Source organism: Terrihalobacillus insolitus (assembly GCF_028416575.1).
Taxonomy (GTDB): domain Bacteria; phylum Bacillota; class Bacilli; order Bacillales; family Amphibacillaceae; genus Terrihalobacillus; species Terrihalobacillus insolitus.
Map to the genome: position 1 here is coordinate 315,202 of NZ_JAMQKB010000001.1, position 18,377 is coordinate 333,578.

Annotated in this window: 14 protein-coding genes; 7 read left to right on the top strand and 7 right to left on the bottom strand. The window is 39.5% G+C overall.

From position 1 onward, the window contains the following. Positions 1–155: 155 nt before the first annotated feature. The 4 genes from NC797_RS01515 to NC797_RS01530 all read right to left on the bottom strand — a co-directional run bounded on the left by NC797_RS01515 (position 156) and on the right by NC797_RS01530 (position 6,334). A complete protein-coding gene (locus NC797_RS01515; RefSeq protein ID WP_272434848.1) occupies positions 156–1,823 on the bottom strand; it encodes a thiamine pyrophosphate-binding protein in 1,668 nt (555 codons plus the stop codon). After that, positions 1,823–2,998, bottom strand: coding sequence for an LL-diaminopimelate aminotransferase (locus NC797_RS01520; protein WP_272434849.1), 1,176 nt, complete (start codon positions 2,996–2,998; stop codon positions 1,823–1,825). Before NC797_RS01520 ends, NC797_RS01515 begins: the two co-directional genes overlap by 1 nt. A gap of 120 nt (positions 2,999–3,118) precedes the next feature. Then, positions 3,119–4,699, bottom strand: a complete 1,581-nt coding sequence (locus tag NC797_RS01525) for a Na+/H+ antiporter NhaC family protein (RefSeq protein ID WP_272434850.1) — start codon at positions 4,697–4,699, stop codon at positions 3,119–3,121. Between the two features lie 279 nt (positions 4,700–4,978). Next, positions 4,979–6,334 carry an amidase gene (locus NC797_RS01530; protein WP_272434851.1) on the bottom strand — a complete coding sequence of 452 codons (1,356 nt, stop codon included), beginning with the start codon at positions 6,332–6,334 and terminating at the stop codon, positions 4,979–4,981. A gap of 241 nt (positions 6,335–6,575) precedes the next feature. Here NC797_RS01530 and NC797_RS01535 point away from each other — a divergent pair, with 241 nt between their 5' ends. The 4 genes from NC797_RS01535 (at position 6,576) to NC797_RS01550 (ending at position 11,007) form a co-directional block, all read left to right on the top strand. Then, complete coding sequence (locus tag NC797_RS01535) at positions 6,576–7,394, top strand: lipoate--protein ligase family protein (protein ID WP_272434853.1); 819 nt, start codon at positions 6,576–6,578, stop codon at positions 7,392–7,394. A gap of 59 nt (positions 7,395–7,453) precedes the next feature. Then, positions 7,454–8,398, top strand: coding sequence for a lipoyl synthase (gene lipA / locus NC797_RS01540; RefSeq protein WP_272434855.1), 945 nt, complete (start codon positions 7,454–7,456; stop codon positions 8,396–8,398). A gap of 507 nt (positions 8,399–8,905) precedes the next feature. Next, entirely contained in the window at positions 8,906–9,841 is a 936-nt protein-coding gene (locus NC797_RS01545) for an NADP-dependent oxidoreductase (RefSeq protein WP_272434856.1), read from the top strand. A gap of 293 nt (positions 9,842–10,134) precedes the next feature. Next, positions 10,135–11,007, top strand: a complete 873-nt coding sequence (locus tag NC797_RS01550; RefSeq protein WP_272434858.1) for a CvfB family protein — start codon at positions 10,135–10,137, stop codon at positions 11,005–11,007. 132 nt (positions 11,008–11,139) lie between these two features. Here the strand turns inward: NC797_RS01550 and NC797_RS01555 are convergent, their stop codons facing one another. Beyond that, positions 11,140–11,400 carry a hypothetical protein gene (locus NC797_RS01555; protein ID WP_272434860.1) on the bottom strand — a complete coding sequence of 87 codons (261 nt, stop codon included), beginning with the start codon at positions 11,398–11,400 and terminating at the stop codon, positions 11,140–11,142. Positions 11,401–11,596: 196 nt separating this feature from the next. On the opposite strand from NC797_RS01555, the gene NC797_RS01560 reads away from it, so the two are divergent. Further along, positions 11,597–12,940: a short-chain fatty acid transporter gene (locus NC797_RS01560; RefSeq protein ID WP_272434861.1), complete on the top strand. Its 1,344-nt coding sequence runs from the start codon at positions 11,597–11,599 to the stop codon at positions 12,938–12,940. A 65-nt stretch (positions 12,941–13,005) separates the two neighbouring features. Here the strand turns inward: NC797_RS01560 and NC797_RS01565 are convergent, their stop codons facing one another. Both NC797_RS01565 and fdhA read right to left on the bottom strand, forming a co-directional pair. Next, positions 13,006–13,920 carry a DMT family transporter gene (locus NC797_RS01565; protein WP_272434863.1) on the bottom strand — a complete coding sequence of 305 codons (915 nt, stop codon included), beginning with the start codon at positions 13,918–13,920 and terminating at the stop codon, positions 13,006–13,008. A gap of 839 nt (positions 13,921–14,759) precedes the next feature. Beyond that, positions 14,760–15,977 (bottom strand): formaldehyde dehydrogenase, glutathione-independent, encoded by a 1,218-nt coding sequence (gene fdhA / locus NC797_RS01570; protein ID WP_272434864.1) that lies wholly within the window; start codon positions 15,975–15,977, stop codon positions 14,760–14,762. A 451-nt stretch (positions 15,978–16,428) separates the two neighbouring features. On the opposite strand from fdhA, the gene NC797_RS01575 reads away from it, so the two are divergent. Continuing rightward, positions 16,429–17,706, top strand: coding sequence for an L-lactate MFS transporter (locus NC797_RS01575; protein WP_272434865.1), 1,278 nt, complete (start codon positions 16,429–16,431; stop codon positions 17,704–17,706). Positions 17,707–17,747: 41 nt separating this feature from the next. After that, positions 17,748–18,107, top strand: a complete 360-nt coding sequence (locus NC797_RS01580) for a Na-translocating system protein MpsC family protein (RefSeq protein WP_272434866.1) — start codon at positions 17,748–17,750, stop codon at positions 18,105–18,107. Positions 18,108–18,377: the final 270 nt, after the last annotated feature.

The window sequence follows — 18,377 nt, forward strand, 5'->3', positions numbered from 1 at the left end:
ACTGTAAAAACCCTCCCTCTAAAAAGTTAAATTATCTTCAAAATGCTCTTATTTAAGCACTCATTCATACAATAGACTCTCGGTGTTTGCCAAAAAAGATGGAGCAAGCGATTGCTTGACTCACTCACATTGCCTCCTGTTTTTTACGAGATTCGTTAAAATCGTGATCGTAATTCCTCTATCGTAGAAGTAACGGAAATCCTGTTTGGATCGGTATTTACTTCCAAGACAGTTGGTTGGTTGTTTTTGATTGCTTCTAATAAAGCATATTCAAATTCTCCCTTACTATTGACCGTATTACCAACCGCTTGCATACTTTTTGCGAGATCCCCAAAGCGAACTTGCCCTAGGTCTGTTCCAATCACATTATTAGGATAATGCAATTCTTGATGCATACGAATCGTGCCATACATTTGATTGTTAAATACAATGCTAATGATTGGGATTTGATACCTTACTGCTGTTTCTAATTCCTGAAGCGTCATCATGAACCCGCCATCACCAGATAATGAAAGAACCGTTCTAGTCGGATTGGCTAACTTTGCACCAATAGCTGCAGGCATCCCGTAGCCCATAGCCCCTGATGTCGGTCCAATATACGTATTTTTTTCTTTGAATTGATAATAGGCATGAAGCCATCCAGCAAAATTACCCGCATCATTCGTAATAATGGCGTTACTTGGAAGGGTCTTTTGTAAAACGTCCATAACATCTGTATTGATAATCCCATCTCCCACAGGCAGGGAAGATGATTCCAAATAAGATTGCCTTCGTTCATAAACCCAGTTATCCCACTCGCTTTTTATATTCATCTTTAGTAGATCTTGCAAGGCCTCTCTACTATCAGAGACAATTCCTACATCTGGGGTATATACTTTTCCAAGTGTTTCACTATCAATATCGATGTGAATCAGCGTCTGGTCAGGGGAGATAATGGAATAATCCTGTGTCGTCACCTCAGACAGTCTCGTACCTAGCGCCAAAATGAAGTCAGATTGCCGAATGGATTCGATTAGATTACGGTGGGTTCCCAAGCCTAAGTGACCAATGTAAGCAGGATGGTCATTCGGGAAAACGTCATGGCGACGAAACGCCGCCATAACAGGCAAATGATAGCGTTCAGCAAATTGCACTAAAACGTCCTCAGCCTGCGCTAGCTTTACTCCACCACCAGCAATAATGACTGGCCTCTGTGCGTGACGCAAACGTTTCTCTACCTCTGCTATTTCATGTTGAGATGGCCTAGGCCGTGACTTTTTAAACGGTGTACCGAACTGCATTTTTTCTTCTTTAATCAACATATCCTCTGGTAATGCGATCACAACAGGTCCTGGCCTACCGCTTTGAGCGATTCGAAAAGCTCTGTGCATCGTTTCGGGAACTCTTTCCGCATCTTTTATTTCTACCGCCCACTTGGCAATGTGTTTGAAATATTGATCCAAATCTACTTCTTGAAAACCCTCTCTACCACGGAACTTACTATGCACTTGGCCAAGTAAGACGACCATTGGAGTTGAATCCTGGTATGCAGTGTGCACCCCAATTGATAGATTAGCAGCCCCTACGCCTCTTGTTGCCATAACCACTCCTGGATTGCCACTGGATTTCGCATATCCTTCTGCCATAAAAGCAGCCCCACTCTCATGCCTTGCCGAAATGAGATCAATAGAAGATTCATCATAAATTGCATCAAGAACAGGTAAATAACTCTCCCCAGGCACACAAAATATCTTCTGAACACCTTCTGTTCTCATGCATCTAATGATTGCCCGCGCACCTGTCATGACCGTTTTATTCGTAGTAGGTAATCCGTCGTTTTGCATTATTTCCTTCCTCCTAATTCCAGCCGAACCATTCTTGCTGCTGCCTCTTTTAATCTTTCTGAATCGACTGACAAAGAAATCCTGAAATAACCTTCACCTGATGGTCCAAAAGCAGACCCTGGTGTAACAATTACTCCCGCTTCCTCTAGCATTTTTTCGGCAAACTCTTCTGAACGATACCCTTTTGGGACAGGAGCCCAAATGAAAAACGTTCCTTTAGGCTCCTCCACTTCTAATCCCATCTTTTTTAAAGCTTCTAGCATGTTCATCATCCGTTTTTTATAAACGTTGTTGTTTTCATCAACAGAAACTAGATTACTAGATAAAGCTTCTGCAGCTGCTTTTTGTATAGGAAGGAATTGACTTGTATCGATATTGCTTTTTACGACCGAAAGTGCCTTGATCATTTCTTTGTTACCTACCACATAACCAATCCGCCACCCAGTCATGTTAAAACTTTTGGACAAGGAACCGAATTCCACTGCTAAATCTTTTGCACCTGGCGCTTGTAATATACTTGGCGCTTTGTATCCATCAAACGTGACAAGACCATATGCAGAGTCATGTACAACTGCCAATTCATGTTTTTTAGCAAATGTAATCGCTTCCATAAAAGTGTTTAAATGAACTGTTGCAGACGTTGGATTACTTGGATAATTTAGAAACATAAGTTTTGCTTTCTTCACATCCAAACGCGAAATCCTATCAAAATTCGGTTTGTAACCCTGTTCCTCATCAAGTGGCAAATAAATACTTTCTCCACCTGCGAGATGAACGGCTGACTTATATACTGGATAACCTGGATCTGGTATTAACACAGCCTCCCCAGGGTTTATTACAGCTGAAATCAAATGCGCAATTCCTTCCTTTGACCCAACTAACGTCAATATTTCCGTATCAGGATCCAAATCCACATCGTAATTTCTATTATAAAACTGTGCAACAGCTTCTCGATACTCCTGACAACCAGCATAATTAGAATATCTATGGTTTTCAGGCTTTTGCACTTCCTCCACTAATCGATTTACGATAAATGGCGGCGTAGGTAAGTCTGGCGCACCAATACCTAAGTCAATAACATCGACTCCTTCTGCTTGCAGCTGTTTCTTTTTCTTTTGAAACACAGAAAACAAATATGGTGGCAGGCTGTTGACCTTCTCAGAACCAAAAGACATTTCCTTCCCCCTCATATTATTTCATTATGTGAAACGTCATTTCATTAACATACTAATAGTATACACACCATTTGTAATTTTTTCAATACTCATTTTTCCCAAAAAACGATCTACCACTATTTAGTTAGCTACATCTTCTTCCACCTCAACTGCTACATTGTTTTTAAGAAGAAAATAAAAAGCTAATAAAGATGCTAAAACAAAAGCAAATCCTAGTACTGTACTATTTGTTGTACCTAATATGATATATCCTAACGCTGATATTACTGCAGCAACAAGCGCATAAGGAATCTGGGTAACGACATGGTCGATATGATGACAACTGGATCCCGTCGAGGAAAGAATCGTCGTATCTGAAATCGGTGAGCAATGATCACCAAATACGGAACCAGCAAGAACGGCTGCCATCATTGGTAAAATAAGAGAGATATCTGTCGCAGATGCAATTTGACCGGCAATTGGTAACAAAATACCAAATGATCCCCATGATGTTCCAGTTGAAAACGCCATAAAACCAGCAATGAGGAACAAAATGGCTGGTAACAACCCGACACTTAAATTTGTTTGCTCTACAATTCCCGCAAGATATGTGCCTGTTCCCAATTGTCCAATTAAAGTAACAATCGTCCATGCCAAAATTAAAATATATACACTTGGCAGCATGGATTTAATCCCTTCTTTTAATCCAAGGACAACTTGATTTGTGTCTAATTTTCCAGTTTTAGAAACTTGAGCAAAATATAAAATGAATGTCATAATCAACCCCGCTAGACCGCCATATACTAGTGATAAAGATACATCAGCACTTCCAAAAATGTTTATTAGTGTAGTCTCTCCATCAATTGCTTTTAGACCAGTCCACATCATTGCGCCTACAGTTGCAAGGAAAAGAACTACAATCGGTAATAACAAATCTTTCACTGTCCCACGATGACTTACTGGTAGTTTACTTTCGGTATCGATCTGTTCTTTATGTTCAGGATTTAGTACTTCCCCTGTTTCCCGCGCTCTGTTTTCATGCACTTTCATTGGCCCAAAATCAACACCTTTTAACGCAATGACTAGCACCACGCCAAGAGCAGCAAAAACGTAGAGGTTCATCGGAATCATTTGTATAAAAGCCCCAAACGCATTGTATTCCGTGACACCTTCTGCCGCAAGTATCGTCCCTAAAAGTCCAATAATGTACGCCCCCCAGCTAGACACTGGTGACACAACACAAACAGGTGCTGCTGTCGAATCCACGATATAGGCTAGCTTGGCTCGAGAAACGCGATGACGATCCGCAATTGGACGGGCAACTTGACCAACAGCTAAACTGTTGAAATAATCGTCGATGAAAATAATAACACCAAGAATCATAGTCATGATTTGAACCCCAGCCCTTGTCTTAACCCTCGTCACCATCCACTCACCAAATGCACGTGTACCCCCCATCATACTCATAAAAGCGGTTATCACGCCAAGCATTAAAGGGAACAATAAAATATACACATTCCACGTATTAATTGCACCGTCAGCAATGAACACACCTATAAAAGCTTCCCAGGTAATAAGAATCGTTTCCCAAATTTGAAAATTAGCTAACAAAATTGCACCTGCAACAATTCCCACTATTAATGAAAGCAACACTCGTTTTGTCCATAAAACCATAAAAATAGCTAACAATGGCGGAATTAATGAAAAAATCGTATTTTCCATGCATCTAACCTCCCGTTTTAATAAAAATGTTCCTAAAGTCCATCCAACACCCAACCTTTCATTACTGTATTTTTGATTTTCACCCCCTTAACACAAGGTGATTACATTTCTGACTATTCCTACTATTCTATATTATTTCAAGAAATCCTCTTTATGAATTTGAAAATTTTTTCTGCGATGTATCATAGGGAGTTGTTCACGAAAACGAACTTTTGCAACTAGAGAAGTGTCCAGTTGAAAAATGGGACACTTCTCTCCGTTCATATGATATTCTTAAATTCACAAATCTAACTCCTGTTCCAACATATACGCCACTTTATATAAACCCGCTTCATCATTTTTTTGCCCCATAATTTGGATGCCTACTGGAAGTCCTGTTTTGGAAAATCCACACGGGAAAGTGATAGCTGGATTACCGAGATAGTTTGCTAGAAACGTAAACTTCATAAGTTCTGAACGGACCTCTACTTTTCGTTGATCAATCGTAACGAATGCTTCACCAATATTGGTCGGTAATATGGGAATAGTTGGTGTTACAATGAAAGGAACGGTTTCAAAAATTTTATTAAACGATAGTGAGAGCTCTTCTTTCACTTTTTGTGCATATAAAAATTCGTAAGCACGGATGTCGGCGCCCTTCAAAATTCTACTTCTCGTCTCGTTTCCCAAAGAATTGTGCTCATCTAATGCTACTTCTTGGTTTATAAAATACGCTTCACTTCGATCAATTGCACTGCTAATCTCCATCACCTTTTTCATTTCAGGTGTGTGAACACTTTCAATTGCAACCCCAAGGCTTTCCATTAATTGAATAGCTTTCGTAATGGACTCTCTTACATCACCCTCTAGATCATCAAAGAAATAAGCTGTAGGCAAACCAAGCACAACGTCTTTTAGGTCTAATTTTTCCACCTGAGAAAATGTCGGATCTCCAACTAAGACAGAATAAATGATCGCATTATCCGTTACATTTCTTGTCATAGGGCCAACATGATCCATTGACCAACTGAGAGGATAGATACCATCCACATTAATTCTTCCGTAGGTCGGTTTCATGCCGACAACGCCACAACATGATGCAGGAATTCGAATAGAACCACTCGTATCAGTACCCAACGCACCAACACACAATCCAGACGAAACGGCAACTGCCGAACCCCCACTTGATCCACCAGAAATCTTAGTTAGATCATAGGGGTTTTTACACGGACCAAAATAAGAGTCATCACTCGTCGTGCCATATGCGAGTTCATGCATATTTGTCTTGCCCATTATAATGACTCCATGTTGTTTTAGCGTTTTTATAACTTCTGCATCAAAGGAAGGAACAAAGTCTTTAAAGACACCTGAACCCATTGTTGTTTTAATATTTTTTGTAAAAATCAAATCCTTAACGCTGATCGGTATCCCACTTAAAAGGCCTATTTGACATCCATTCATTATTTGTTTTTCTAAACGAATTGCCTCCATCATTGCCTGTTCATAGCAAACTGTTATATAAGCATTTAATTGTTTATTTTGTTGATCTATTCGCTCATAGAATAACTCTATCATTTCTACTGGTGAAACAATTTTATTCGTATATGCTTGATGCAGTTCAACTATATTCCAATTTTGATTTTCGATATTACTCATCATACAACCCTCCTTTTCCTCTAAATATATGTTTATTGCTCATAATAAATAGCGAAATATTCAGTTATCTCGACCGTCCGTCATATGAAAGATTTATTCTTCCAGATGGATAATTTCCAAACCATTTAAATTAACGAAAGAAATATCAATTCTTTGATAATACATTTATAAATTGGTACAGTTAGTAATAAATCATCTATTCTAAGCTAAAAAAGGATTTAATCTAGAAAAGAGGAGCACAATGAAGGAAAAATGGTACTTTGTCGACTCAGGGCATTGCACACCAGCTTATAATATGGCATTAGATGAAATGCTTTTGAATTGGCATAGTGAGGGTAAAATCCCCCCTGTCTTAAGATTTTATGGTTGGAAACCTGCAGGGCTTTCAGTTGGTTACTTCCAAAAGATTAAGGGAAAGATTGATGTAGACGGGGTGCAAAAGTACGGGGCTGAAATTGTTCGCAGGCAAACTGGAGGACGTGCAGTATTACACGACCAAGAGCTTACATACAGTGTTCTCGTTTCAGAACAACACGAAGCAATGCCGCGTTCTGTGAAAGATGCCTACATGGTAATTTCCAAAGGGCTATTGGAAGGATTCAGAGAGTTAGAGGTGAATGCTGATTTTTCCATACCCGAAAAAAAATTACAAACCACGGATTCAGCGGTCTGCTTTGAAGAACCATCTTGGTATGAATTGATCGTAGAAGGAAAAAAAATTGCTGGTAGTGCGCAGACCAGAAAAAAAGGTGTTATTCTCCAGCACGGATCGATTCCGATAGATATAGATCAGACGAAACTGTTTGATATGTTCCTATATCCTAATGAGCGTGTAAAAGAAAGAGCAAGGAAAAAATTTGGTGATAAAGCTGTTTCTATTAATGAAGTAGCCAATAAACCAGTTACCTTTTCCATTGCTAAAGATGCATTTAAAAAAGGCTTTGAAAAAGGACTAAACATTGAATTAGAACCTTTTGATTTATCTCAAGAACAGCTCGAACAAGTAAATGAGCTAGCCAAGAGCAAATATATGAGCAAAGAATGGAATTATTCACGCTAAGAACACCTACCGATTGGCAAGCCCTTTAACTAATTGCAAAATAAGGAGTGTTTTACAAAATGACCGAAAAAGAAGAACATGTAAGAAAACCTGATTGGCTCAAAATTAAATTAAATACAAATAAATCATACAATAAGTTAAAAAATCTAATGCGCGAAAAAAAATTGAATACTGTTTGTGAGGAAGCGCGTTGCCCCAATATCCATGAGTGCTGGAGTGAGCGAAAAACTGCTACATTTATGATTTTAGGAGATACTTGCACACGTGGCTGCCGATTTTGTGCAGTAAAAACTGGTCTTCCAAACGAGTTAGATTGGGGTGAGCCAGAACGCGTAGCTGAATCCGTTGAAATTATGGGGCTAAAACACGTCGTTGTCACTGCGGTCGCAAGGGATGATTTAAATGACGGTGGTGCCGCAGTCTTTGCAGAAACAGTACGCGCGATTCGTCGTAAAGTACCAGGTTGTACTGTTGAAATTCTTCCTTCCGATATGAAAGGTGACTACGAAAGCCTACATACGTTAATGGATAGCGGACCTGACATCTTCAACCACAATATCGAAACCGTCCGCCGCTTAACAAAACGGGTTCGTGCAATTGCTATGTATGATCGTTCCTTACAACTGTTAGAGCGAGTGAAAGAAATTGCTCCGAACACACCTACTAAGTCAAGTATTATGGTAGGTCTTGGCGAAACGAAGGAAGAAATTATTCAAGCCATGGACGATTTGCTAGCACATAAAGTGGACATCATGGCGATTGGGCAATATTTACAACCAACCAAAAAACACTTAAAAGTGGAACGATACTACCATCCGGATGAGTTTGAAGAGCTGAAACAAATTGCCCTTGAAAAAGGTTTCAAACATTGCGAAGCAGGACCACTTGTCCGCTCATCCTACCATGCAGATGAGCAGGTAAATGCAACATCAGCACAACGCCGGATTCATTACATGAAAGGGTACGAATCCCAAGGTAAAAAATTGGAAAACTTTAATTTCTAGAACCATGATTTTAAAATGGAAAGTCCCCACTAATCGTTGGAGGCTTTCCACACCCAATCTAATCACATTTTTTCTTTCTAGCTCGAAACCCTCGTTTCAAAAATATTTTCTTAAAGAGGTTGTTCAAAAAGTCACCAAATGATAAGCTGCGCATCTCAGGCTCACACGATGTGGGTCATGCAGGCGTTGCCACAGGACGTGGCGGTCTTAGCCTGTATTCCTTAAATGGCTTGTTTTTCCGTTCCTTGGAAAAGAAACCCGCTTTTCCTGCGTGCGAAGTATATTCAGGGAAGCATTCCTTTTGCTCACGTATTAAAAGCATATCCTTAAAAAAGAAAAACACTTTTTCTTCGTGCGAGGTAATGCTTTCGAAGCAACAAGCTTTCGCTGCGCTACTCAAAACTACGCCGTCTCGACCTTCTTGCTTCTAATTTGCCGACTTTTTGAACACGCATTTAATCTAGTCCATACATTCCATCAAATATATATAAAAGGAGCAATTACAACATGAAAGCAATCGTCATTAATGAATACGGTAGTAAAGAAGTTTTAAAGGAAACAGAGATTCCGAAGCCAGACATTACGGACGATCAAGTGTTAGTGGAGGTTCACGCAACTTCTATAAATCCGATTGATTGGAAAACAAGAGCAGGGTATTTACAAGAGAAGCTTGATTTTTCTTTTCCCATTATCTTAGGTTGGGACGTTGCGGGAACAATTGTTGAAGTTGGAGACAAAGTAACTGACTATCAAATTGGTGATGAAGTATTCGCCAGACCAGCAACCACTCCTAATGGAACATATGCTGAATTTACAGCCGTAGACGAGAATCTGTTGGCAAAAAAACCAGAAAACGTAACTTTTGAAGAGGCTGCCTCCATTCCTTTAGTCGGTTTAACTGCTTGGCAATGCTTGGTCGACATTACCAATATAAAAAAAGGCGATACCGTTTTAATACATGCTGGTTCAGGTGGCGTTGGCAGTATTGCCATTCAACTCGCGAAACATTTCGGAGCCTTCGTAGCGACAACAGCAAGTGAACAAAATGAGGCATACGTTAAAGAATTAGGTGCTGATCAGTTTATTAACTACAAAACACAAAATTTTGAAGAAGAACTAAGCGATTTTGATATTGTGCTGGATACTATGGGCGGAGACATCCTTGAAAAGAGTTATACTGTTTTGAAACGCGGAGGCAAGTTAGTTACGATCGCTGGACAGCCTAATGATGATGCCGCAGCGAAATATGGGATAACTGCTAAGTTTCACTGGTTAGAGCCAGATGGCACTCAACTACAAAAACTAGCTGATTTATTAAACAAAGAAATCATCAAACCACAAGTTGGTCATGTATTTGATTTCTCAGAAGAACAGCTCCAGAAAGCACATGAATTAAGCGAGACCCATCATGCAAAAGGGAAAATTGTAGTTAAAGTGAAATAAAATAAGGGCTATCAGAAGGTAAATCCCCTGACAGAGTAATGTTTTATTTTCTGTCAGGGGATTTTGACGTTTATTCAATTTGAACCGAATGATACACAAAGAATAATAATCCATTAATATCCCCTTTATCGACTGCAAGTGCATCTTGACATCAACTATAAGCGTTTGATATTTCCTGGGGAATATCGACAAACTTATAGAGGTTGTTCAAAAACACGCGTTCATGTTGAGTATTCCAACCAGACAAGTGGTAAGATAAAATTAGGATTGAACACAGAAAGAAGGGGTACACAATGGCATTAGAAGTTGGCGCAATACATAAACTCATTGTTCTAAGAAAGATTGACACTGGATACGTATTAAAGAACGGAACAAATGAGGTTCTATTGCACAAAAAAGAAACGAAAGGCGAACTCGAGGTTGATCAAGAAATCGAGGTTTTTCTTTATCATGATAAAAAAGGACAAGTGGTGGCCACTATGTCCCTACCAAATATACGGGTCGATACATATGATTGGGCTGAAGTTGTTGAGGTTGTTAAAGATCTAGGTGTGTTTGTATCTATAGGGATTGCAAAAGAGATCCTCGTATCAAAAGATGATTTACCACTAATAGAACGCGTCTGGCCACAAGTTGGAGATATGTTATACGTGACATTAAGTACGGATAAACAAGGACGATTACTCGCTATACCGATAACGGAAGGTGTTTTCGAAGGAGAGTGGGAAACGGCACCCTCTTCCATTAATAACACTCCAATTAATGGAAGAGTGTATCGAACAAATAAAGAGGGATCTGTTATATTAACGGAAGAAGGTTATAGAGGATTCATTCATCACACCGAGCGCAAAGCAGAACCACGACTCGGTCAATGGGTGGAAGGTAGAGTGATTGCAGTGAAAGAGGATGGCACAATTAATGTGTCATTGCGACCACTAAAACGAGAAGGCATGGTCAAGGATGCCGACATGATCTTGAAGCATATTGAAAAAAATAGCGGCGTAATACCGTTTAGTGACAAAAGTGATCCTGAGGATATAGACAAAACCTTTCATATAAGTAAAGCTTCCTTTAAGCGTGCCTTAGGTAAATTAATGAAAGAAGGAAAAGTAATACAAAAGGATGGCAAAACATTTTTGAAAGAAGAAAAGAACCAAACCATATAATAGTGCAGTATCGTACACTCTACTAAATAGACTGTTGAACAATAGATGGAAACAGTCGCTAAAGCTACTAGTTTTATACAAAGAAACAATACTTCACGTCAAAAAGGAACCGTTTATTAAAACGGTTCCTTTTTATTTATTTTCAACAATCATGTGACCGCTGCTCTCCTTTAGAATAGCTGTTGCTTCCTGGTAATCCTCCTCGACGACTTCCAACTGCAGTACTTGTGGCAATTGTTGATCTCCCTCTTCAGGATGTATTAAGTCTCTTATAATGTTGCTATTTTCAGGTATTTCCTCCACGGTCACATTTTCGACATTCAGTGTTTGAAGCTTTGCCCTAACAGACTCTGCATCGTTTTCATTCGTAAAGTATGCCTGTATTTTTTTCATTCTACTATAACACCATCCCAATTATTTCGTGTTTTTTCAACCTCTGTAATTGTATACATTCATATCCTTTCCTTTTCCCTATTCATTCATAACTCATAATTAAAACGATGAATATTTTTGTTTTTTTACAAATAATGATGAAGTACAAGGACAAACGATTTAGCAAGCGTTATCAAAAAAAGAAGGAGGTTTATGCATGCTGAAATCGGTCACATTGTTTTTTGATCGAATGGTACAACGTTTTCTACCAGACGCTTTTTTGTTTGCAGTTATTTTAACATTCATCGTTTATGTGTTGGGAGTTACCTTTACAGGAAGTTCACCAGTAGAAATGGTACAGTATTGGGGAGACGGTTTTTGGGATCTATTGGCCTTTGCTATGCAAATGTCCCTTATTGTTGTAACAGGGTATATCCTAGCAAATACACCAGTAATAAAGGACCTACTAACAAAAATAAGTCAATTTGCTAACACGCCTAAACAAGCTATTTTACTAGTCACCTTTGTTGCTGGTATCGCTAATTTGATTAACTATGGTTTCGGGTTGGTTGTTGGTGCACTACTTGCGATCCATGTAGCCAAACGAGTGCCAACAGTGGATTATCGGCTTTTAATGGCAAGTGCATATAGTGGATTTTTACTTTGGCACGGAGGACTGTCAGGATCTATTCCATTAACAATCGCCACAAAAGGACACTTTTTAGAGGATACAATGGGCATTACCCCAATAACCGAAACATTGTTTAGCAATTTCAACCTATTTATCGTGATCGTTTTGCTGATAACACTCCCACTCTTAAACAGACTTTTGCAAAAATCTAGTGGCAGCTTGGATAACAACATTGATTCAGAATTATTGAACGCTCAATCGACAGCAACTATGGGGCGTGAAACTAAACCAACAGACGAGAAAAATAGTACGCCCGCTGTTCGAATGGAAAATAGTAAGACGATTTCATTCTTAATCGGATTGTTAGGTTTCATTTTCATATTATATTACTTTAACCAAAACGGCTTTGATTTAAATATCAATATTGTCAATTTTATTTTCCTATTCCTCGGTATTATTTTTCATAAAACACCACGTCGCTTCTTAGACACTGCAACAGATGCAGTCAAAAATATAAGTGGAATTATTGTACAGTTCCCTTTCTATGCAGGAATTATGGGGATGATGGTGGCTTCAGGTTTATCCGAGCAAATGTCATTATGGTTTGTGAACATTTCAAATGACTTCACCTTCCCATTATTCACCTTTATCAGTGCAGGAATTGTTAATTTTTTTGTTCCCTCTGGTGGTGGTCAATGGGCCATTCAAGGACCGATTATGATCCCAGCAGCTATGGAGCTTGGGATTGGTACCGCCAAAACAGCCATGGCAGTTGCATGGGGCGATGCATGGACAAACATGATCCAACCTTTTTGGGCGCTTCCATTACTGGCAATTGCAGGATTAAAGATAAGAGACATCATGGGATTTTGTGTCGTCATTCTATTCTGGAGCTTCATTCCAATTTCAATTGGGCTGTTGTTTCTTTAGACTCGAAAAAAGGTTACTCGTATCGTTAATCTGGATCGAGTAACCTTTTTCAAACAGTGTTTCATCTACGTTTCATCTAACCCCTTATACTCAACATCCCCCTTAAACATTTGTGCTACAAAGATTCCGCCAAGTATAAGAACCGTTCCTATGATAATACCAATCGTCAATTTTTCATCCAAAAATACCGATCCAAAAAGCATAGCGAATATTGGAACGAGTAGCGTTGACAATGTAGCGGTAACCATGTCGATTATGCTTAGAATGTAAAACCAAACTGTAAAACAAAGTGCGGAGGCGAGTATACCAGTGAACAAAATATAGTACATACTCATTGACGTGATGCTGATTGGCTTTCCCCATTCCATCATAATGGTCGCGATAATAAGTCCCAATGTCCCAAATAGCATCTGATATGCGGAAACCTGAAGCCTAGGAACGTTCTGAAGTTTCAACCGATAATACACATTGGATACTCCCCATGAGATAGCGGCCAATATGATCAATAACTCCCCGAAGATAGCTTTTAAATTTTGCTCGACCCAAATGTCCCAGCCTAGAATTGTTAAGAGCCCCACCATTCCCATTCCAAGTCCTAATAGCTTAACCTTTGTTAATGGTTCTTTTAACACTTTTGCAGCGAGCAAACTACTCCAAATTGGCATAGAATATAAAAGAACAGATGATTTTCCCGCATCAACAAATCGCAAGCCATACATGACAAGTGAAAACACAATCGTTGTTTGTAAGAGTCCGACCATTATCAGATGCCGCCACTGCGTCTTTGGGGGGATCCCAACCCGCATCACAAAAACGAGCATTAGCATCATGATAGATCCAGTCCCAAATCGAAGGGAAGAAAAAGAAAACGGACCCATAAACTGAAGGGATTCTTTCATCAATACCCAAGCATACCCCCAGATCAGGGTAATCAGTACAATGAGTACCCATACATTGCTTTTTTTATTGCTACGAAACATTACGGATCCTCCCGCCCAGATGTTATTATTCAACTATATAATGGTTTACCCTCGATTCCAAACGTTCTGATTTTTTATTCATAATCATTCTTATTTCTCCCCTATCATACTTTTTCGTCCATATCTAACTAACCCTCACGCTTCCAAAAAAATTTCAATTCAAATACAGTTATTTTAACAAATTTTTTGTAGAATATTGTATGATTAGGTTGAAGTATTTCTATGTATCGTATGCTAGATTAGGAGGATAAATGTATGTTTTGTCATCATTGTGGAGAATAGCTACAATAAATATAAAGTAACCTATATAGTATAGTTGGTTATGAAAATGATCAGAAGAAATTAATTTCTGGCGAAGGGGAAGAAATTAATTAGAGTGCAAGTGTACAAAAATCACCAAATTAGAAAAAAGCAGGTTGAAGAACGAAAGGTACTATAGGCGACATCGGTACCAGAGAACTAGGTCAAGAACAAAAAGTCCTTCATTTCCTTTATGAAGGGCTTTTCTTCGTTCAAAATCACTGTTTTTGTCCTTCATCTCCCTTATGAACCTCTTTTCTGCGCTCAAATCCATCGCTTTTGTCCTTCATCTCCTTTATGAACCTCTTTTCTACGCTCAAATCCATAGCTTTTGTCCTTCATCTCCTCTATGAACCACTTTTCTACGCTCAAATCCATAGCTTTTGTCCTATCAGTAAAACAAAGAGACCCCTTCCTTTCACATAGTAGAGGGGTCTTTTTGCTTTTGCTACATATCCTTGGTTCGTGTATAGACAAAGCGAGCAATCAAGTCTATGTAACGAATAATCTTTAAATTGCATTTTTGCGGTGCACGCCTTTTAGCTTCTAACCAACCCATGTGGATCAATGACAAATTTTTTCGATGCGCCGCCATCAAATTGTTTATAACCGCTTGGTGCCTCATCAAGAGAAATTAGTGTCGCGTTGACTGCTTTCGCAATTTGAGCTTTACCACTTAGTATGGACATCATTAAATCACGATGATACTTCATTACTGGAGTTTGTCCTGTCACAAATGTATGTGCTTTTGCCCAGCCTAAACCGAGACGGATTTTCAGAGTACCTTCTTTGGCATCATCGTCACTTGCACCAGGATCTCCTGTTACATATAATCCAGGAATTCCGAGTCTACCTCCCGCTTTCGTAACCCCCATAATAGAATTCAAGACTGTAGCTGGTGCTTCTCCTGCGCCTTCACCGTGTCCACTTGCCTCAAAGCCTACCGCATCAATCGCACAATCTACTTCAGGTACTCCTAATATTTGCTCTATTTGTTCCTCTAGATTAGCATGCTTTCTTAAATTAACCGTTTCACATCCAAAGCTCCTCGCCTGGGCTAAACGCTCTTCGTTTAAGTCACCAACGATCACAACCGATGCCCCTAATAGTTGTGCTGAATGTGCAGCAGCTAGTCCAACAGGGCCAGCCCCAGCAACGTAAACTGTCGCTCCAGTTCGAACACCAGCACTTACTGCACCGTGATAACCTGTTGGAAAAATATCAGAAAGCATCGTTAAATCAAGAATCTTCTCCATCGCCTGGTCTTTGTCAGGGAACTTTAGCAGTTGGAAATCCGCATAAGGCACCATTACGTACTCAGACTGACCACCAACCCAGCCGCCCATGTCCACGTATCCATACGCCGAACCCGGGCGATCTGGATTTACATTTTCACAAATGTGTGTTTTCTGTTCCTTACAGCTTCGACAACGTCCACAAGCAATATTAAATGGTACAGAGACTAAATCACCCTTCTGAATAAACTCTACATCACTTCCGACCTCAACAACCTCTCCAGTAATTTCGTGACCTAACACTAATCCACTTGGAGCAGTTGTCCGTCCCCTTACCATGTGCTGATCACTACCACATATGTTCGTCGTCACTACTTTTACAATAACACCGTGATTACACTTTCTTCCCACATTAAGCGGATTGACTCCTGGACCATCTCGAAGAATCAAGTCTGGATAACTAATATCCCGTACTTCAACTTCCCCTGGTTTGACATAGACTACCGCACGATTATTCGCCAACAAAAACCACTCCCCATTTAATAGATTTGGTGTAAAAATGTAAGCGCTATCATTCTATGTTTAATTATAATAGATATTCCAAAAAGGTCAATAAATATTTTGAATTCAAAACATAAAACCTCCATCAACCACTATGTCGAAAAAGATAAAATCGCCTCATAAGTTAATGGCTGTTATTTATTGATTTGAATGCGCCTACATGATATTATATATTTAATTCATAATATTTTAAATTTAACAAATTTAATTGGAAACTAGAGCGTTTTTGATATGGAGTAGTGCTAACTGCCCCCAGTTAAAGCTCTATGATCCGAAAAAAAGCGTGCCGTTCGTGCATGACAGCGTTCCTGTCAGAGACTAACCGCCGCATTTCTTTGTTGTGCATTATCGTTGTACTTCTTTGAAATGACGGCGGTTTTTCTATAAATATCTTAAAAAAAGGAGGAATTGGATGGACAATGTAAAGAATCGTTGGTTAATTGCTGCATCTGCCGTTGGTATTCACATTTCCATAGGTTCTGCTTATGCTTGGAGTGTTTTTACGAATCCTATGGTTGATACATTTGGTTGGGACACAACCCAAATTTCGTTAGCCTTCAGTATTGCTATTTTTATGTTAGGAATGTCAGCCGCTTTTATGGGAAGGTTTGTCGAAAAACACGGTCCTAGAAAATCAGGGATGTTGGCAGCAGCGTTTTTCGGTGTTGGTGTCGCTGGCTCAGGACTAGCAACAGCTGTAGAGTCATTATACTTATTGTATCTTTTTTATGGTATTATCGGTGGGATTGGCTTAGGGATAGGGTACATCGCACCTGTGTCAACGCTCGTTAAATGGTTCCCGGACAGACGAGGACTTGCGACTGGTTTAGCTATTATGGGGTTTGGATTTGCCGCACTTTTGAGCGGACCAGCTGCAGCATCATTAATAGAATCCGTTGGTATTTCCGCTACTTTTTATATTTTAGGGGTTGCCTATTTTGTTGTAATGACGCTTTCTTCTCAATATTTGTCTCCACCACCAGAGGGATGGGTGCCAAAGGGATTTGACGCAAGCGCACAATCTGGAAATAAGAAAATCAAACCTGATCTTGCCCAACTTACGGCAAACGAAGCAGTTAAAACGAGACGCTTTTGGATGCTGTGGACAATGCTGTTCCTTAACGTAACATGTGGTATTGCAGTTATTTCCGTCGCATCGCCAATGGCACAAGAAATAGCTAGCATGACACCAATTGCAGCAGCTACAATGGTTGGCCTCATGGGTCTGTTTAATGGTGCGGGAAGAATTGGATGGGCCTCTTTCTCCGATTACATCGGAAGACCAAATGTGTACACGACATTCTTTGTTATTCAAATCATCGCTTTTTTTACACTTCCAATAGCGGTAAGCGCCTTCTTATTCCAACTGCTCGTTTTTGCAATTTTAACCTGTTATGGCGGAGGATTTGCATCTGTCCCCGCTTATATTGGGGACATTTTTGGTACGAAACAGCTCGGTGCGATTCACGGCTATATCTTAACTGCTTGGGCGGCAGCAGGCGTCGTTGGACCAATTCTTTTATCATTAATTTATGATTCTACAAATAGTTACAATATGACAATGATCATCTTTGGAGTATTGTTTATAGTTGCGTTCATTATCTCACTCTGGATTCGGGCGGATATTAATAAATTAAGAAACGAGCAAGGTGCATCCAATCTTTCTGGAGTGGCAAGCGAATTAAAGTAATCAAACTAACCGAAAAATCACAATAGAGGACTGACTTGCGGATGACAAATTACGAAGCGGAGTTTAGTAATCTAGTAAGGGCATTTCGAAAAAAACATATGGGAAAAGGCCCAAGTTCGGTTCGCACTACTTTTTGTAAAAACTGGGCGATCTGTGAAATGGAAGGTAATCTATCCCCTGTTGAGCAGTTTATAGCAACAGATGATGACGGAAAAGAAATGTTGCGCTCGGCCAGAACAAAAATGGCCAAGAACATTTACAAAAAACATCACCCTGTTGAAATGGAAGAGTTTCTCGGAGCAAAATACTTAGATTTGTATGTAGATATCGACATTGATAAAGACTTTGGAATGTCCATCTTTGTATTTGATGATAATTTAGAAAAGAAATTCAAACAGTAGAGTCTATTACCAGAAACATGTTAAAAGCGATCCATTGCTAACACAGAAAAAGGTATAGAAGATCTTGAAATGGAAGTGAACGCATAAAGGTTGGATCGATCTCCTCAGAATTGCCTGAAGTTCTTTTGAAAATTACAACACTGATGTACGAAGTTAGGATATGAACGAAAAGACCAGCTTCTACCCAACTCCCTTTTTATTATTAATTTTTAAATGGTTTTAGGGTTTTAGACCCCCTCCTCTAAGCGAAGCGTAGGTGGGAGTTTCCAA

Bases quoted from the DNA above. Each gene is read 5' to 3' on its own strand.
- NC797_RS01535 (WP_272434853.1), top strand. From the start codon at position 6,576: ATGAAGGAAAAATGGTACTTTGTCGACTCAGGGCATTGCACACCAGCT.
- NC797_RS01520 (WP_272434849.1), bottom strand. From the start codon at position 2,998: ATGTCTTTTGGTTCTGAGAAGGTCAACAGCCTGCCACCATATTTGTTT.
- NC797_RS01515 (WP_272434848.1), bottom strand. From the start codon at position 1,823: ATGCAAAACGACGGATTACCTACTACGAATAAAACGGTCATGACAGGT.
- NC797_RS01545 (WP_272434856.1), top strand. From the start codon at position 8,906: ATGAAAGCAATCGTCATTAATGAATACGGTAGTAAAGAAGTTTTAAAG.
- NC797_RS01550 (WP_272434858.1), top strand. From the start codon at position 10,135: ATGGCATTAGAAGTTGGCGCAATACATAAACTCATTGTTCTAAGAAAG.
- NC797_RS01560 (WP_272434861.1), top strand. From the start codon at position 11,597: ATGCTGAAATCGGTCACATTGTTTTTTGATCGAATGGTACAACGTTTT.
- NC797_RS01580 (WP_272434866.1), top strand. From the start codon at position 17,748: ATGACAAATTACGAAGCGGAGTTTAGTAATCTAGTAAGGGCATTTCGA.
- NC797_RS01565 (WP_272434863.1), bottom strand. From the start codon at position 13,920: ATGTTTCGTAGCAATAAAAAAAGCAATGTATGGGTACTCATTGTACTG.
- NC797_RS01525 (WP_272434850.1), bottom strand. From the start codon at position 4,699: ATGGAAAATACGATTTTTTCATTAATTCCGCCATTGTTAGCTATTTTT.
- NC797_RS01555 (WP_272434860.1), bottom strand. From the start codon at position 11,400: ATGAAAAAAATACAGGCATACTTTACGAATGAAAACGATGCAGAGTCT.
- NC797_RS01530 (WP_272434851.1), bottom strand. From the start codon at position 6,334: ATGAGTAATATCGAAAATCAAAATTGGAATATAGTTGAACTGCATCAA.
- NC797_RS01575 (WP_272434865.1), top strand. From the start codon at position 16,429: ATGGACAATGTAAAGAATCGTTGGTTAATTGCTGCATCTGCCGTTGGT.
- lipA (WP_272434855.1), top strand. From the start codon at position 7,454: ATGACCGAAAAAGAAGAACATGTAAGAAAACCTGATTGGCTCAAAATT.